Raw genomic sequence first — 1,129 nt, forward strand, 5'->3', positions numbered from 1 at the left:
TAGTAGACCAAAAAGCGGTGGATCAATTCTACGAGCTTCAAAACGAGCTTGAGCGTGTTGCTTTTGAGTACCCTGATTCACTAGATGATGCTTCTAAAGCTATTAACCAAGAAGTGAAGACAACAGACTTCATCTCTCAAGTTGATGCACCTGAGGTTCTACGTAACCAAGCCGTTATGCAAGCACTACTGAGCCCAGAAGTGAAAGAAGACGGTCTGAACTCTGAAGCGATTGAAGTTGCGCCTGAGCACATTATTGTTGTTCGTGTTGAAGATTCTCGTGACGAAACAGTGCTTCCATTAGCTGAAGTGAAAGACCAAGTTGTGGCGGAACTATCTCGCGTTAAAGGTGAGCAAGGTGCCCTAGAGCTAGGTACAAAAGTGGTAGCTGCTCTGAATGAAGGCAATACTGCTGTTCTTGCGGAAAACAACCTAACATTTGGTGAGCAAGAGACCGTTGACCGTCGTTCGCCACTAGCAACTACCGTCTTTGCAATGGCGAAGCCAGTAGATGGCAAACCTGTCTACGGTCAGTCGAAAGACCTTGAAGGCAACATCGTAGTGATTGAACTGGATGCTGTGAAAGCGGAACTAGATAGTTCGCTAGAAGATCAAGTTGCGATGCAAATGCAACGTGCATCATCTCAGCAGGATCTATCTTCTGTTCTCGCTGTATTGCGTGCTAACACAAACATTGAGTACTTTGTTGTGAGCAACTAAGCACTAATTATGTAATTTGCATGTTAACTAAAACGGGTCGCGTAAGCGGCCCGTTTTATTTTTGTTTAAACAAACTTCAATGACGATGAGTGTTTGCCTACATTAGGGCGGATTATTTCAGAGCGTTAATTTGGAGTGTATATGTTCAATATGAAATGGATTTTAACCTTGTGTTTAGTGGTGTTCGCACCACTCAGTTTGGCCGCTGATACCAAGGCTGATAAATATGAAGGAATTGAAATTACGGTCAATATCAATACTGCTTCTGCAGAAGAGATAGCAACGATGCTGAAAGGTATTGGCGAAAAGAAAGCGCAAAGCATAGGTGACTACCGTACCGAGCACGGCCCATTTAAAACAGCAGCTGATTTAACCAATGTAAAAGGAATTGGTGAAGCAACTATCAAGAA

At 43.3% G+C, this 1,129-nt stretch carries 1 protein-coding gene and 1 pseudogene; both read left to right on the top strand.

All coding sequences use genetic code 11. The features are described 5' to 3' along the window. Positions 1 to 719, top strand: a pseudogene (locus tag R7P35_RS25680) (peptidylprolyl isomerase); the annotation flags it as partial. 150 nt (positions 720 to 869) lie between these two features. Further along, a partial coding sequence (locus R7P35_RS25685) for a ComEA family DNA-binding protein (RefSeq protein WP_318093258.1) occupies positions 870 to 1,129 on the top strand: 260 nt, incomplete at its 3' end.

Origin of the sequence: Vibrio sp. Vb0304, assembly GCF_033338995.1 — a bacterium.
GTDB classification, from domain to species: Bacteria; Pseudomonadota; Gammaproteobacteria; order Enterobacterales; family Vibrionaceae; genus Vibrio; species Vibrio alginolyticus.